The sequence below is a fragment of the Secundilactobacillus malefermentans DSM 5705 = KCTC 3548 genome (assembly GCF_001436395.1).
Classification (GTDB): Bacteria; Bacillota; Bacilli; order Lactobacillales; family Lactobacillaceae; genus Secundilactobacillus; species Secundilactobacillus malefermentans.
The window spans coordinates 1-1,284 of sequence record NZ_AZGJ01000113.1; the positions used below are offsets into that span (position 1 = coordinate 1).

Here is a 1,284-nt window from a genome sequence, read left to right on the forward strand (position 1 = left end):
AGAACAGAACACTGACAATGAGCGCTCTTGGAATTAAACGTCATATGAGCTCATTTAAGCCGTTTTAAGCGTTGCAGTGCATAATTATATTAAAACTGCTTTAAAATCACTTAGAAACAAAAATAGGGGCCTTAAGTGGTTGAACAGGCGATGACTGAACTAAGCGAATGTGAAAGGAGCTTTTTAAATGACCAAACCAAGCAAAGAAGTCGAAAAAATAGAGCAATTGCTGGCTGACCCCTGGGCAGTCGATATTCAAGGCATTTGGGAGCAAGCAGCCCATAATCCAGATCCTGATAAATGCAAACTGTTTGACGCGTTACACACTTACCTCTTAGAGAAACGCCAAGAGCAAATTATCAACGAAAAGCATTTCGTGATTTAACATGGGCAGGTCAAATAATCAGTGACTGAAATAGAAAGGAGGCACAAAACATGGCTAAGACACGAACATATATGGACAAGTATAAATTCACAGCTGCAGAAAACCAACGGTTTGCCCGAGCAAATTTTACCAAGTTAGTGCATACTAATGCTCGCTTTGAAGGCGTTAATACCACTTTGCCACAAACACAAACTATTATGGACGGTATGAGCGTAGCAGGAGTACCTGTTGAAGATGTTTTGACGATTGTTAATTTAAAGCGTGGGTGGCAATATATCACTGCTCAAAATTCCCCTTTAACGTTAACCATGGAAAAACAAATCAACAAGATTGTGGCAGCGGAAGACGCCTTAGTACCAGGAGAATTACGGCAAGGGAAAGGAGGAGTTAATTTAGGTAGTGAAGACTTTTTTGAACCGCCTTTAATTAACGAAAAACAAGAACAATCCTTTTTACAAAAAATCTTGGCTGATCCACGAACGACGATTACTGATAAAGCATTGACTGTCATGTATCATAATATGCGCCAACAAATCTTTTGGGACGGAAACAAAAGGACGGCAACTTTAAGTGCCAATAAAATTATGATTGACGGTGGCGCTGGTTTAATCAATGTCCCATTAGATAAGTGGGATCAATGGAACGAACTAATTGCCAATTATTATCAGACTAATGACATGACTAAAATTAAACAGTGGACATATGATAATGGTATTCAAGGATTACAAATTCGAGCAAATAAAAAATTAAGTGCTAATGAATTAAACCAGATGTACAAGTAACTAAAAAAACGGATAAATTAGAACTTAAACTAGTTGAAGACGAGATTAGTAAAAGAACCCAAAACCATCTCAAAGACTTTGCTAAAAACAATCTAGAAATTAAGCCAAAAAACAATC

The 1,284-nt window shown here is 37.5% G+C and carries 2 protein-coding genes; both read left to right on the forward strand.

The features are described 5' to 3' along the window. The first annotated feature begins 187 nt into the window (after positions 1 to 187). Entirely contained in the window at positions 188 to 385 is a 198-nt protein-coding gene (locus FD44_RS09940) for a hypothetical protein (protein WP_056973931.1), read from the forward strand. Positions 386 to 435: 50 nt separating this feature from the next. Then, complete coding sequence (locus FD44_RS09945; RefSeq protein ID WP_056973933.1) at positions 436 to 1,167, forward strand: Fic family protein; 732 nt, start codon at positions 436 to 438, stop codon at positions 1,165 to 1,167. Positions 1,168 to 1,284 lie beyond the last annotated feature (117 nt).

Bases quoted from the DNA above. Each gene is read 5' to 3' on its own strand.
- FD44_RS09940 (WP_056973931.1), top strand. From the start codon at position 188: ATGACCAAACCAAGCAAAGAAGTCGAAAAAATAGAGCAATTGCTGGCT.
- FD44_RS09945 (WP_056973933.1), top strand. From the start codon at position 436: ATGGCTAAGACACGAACATATATGGACAAGTATAAATTCACAGCTGCA.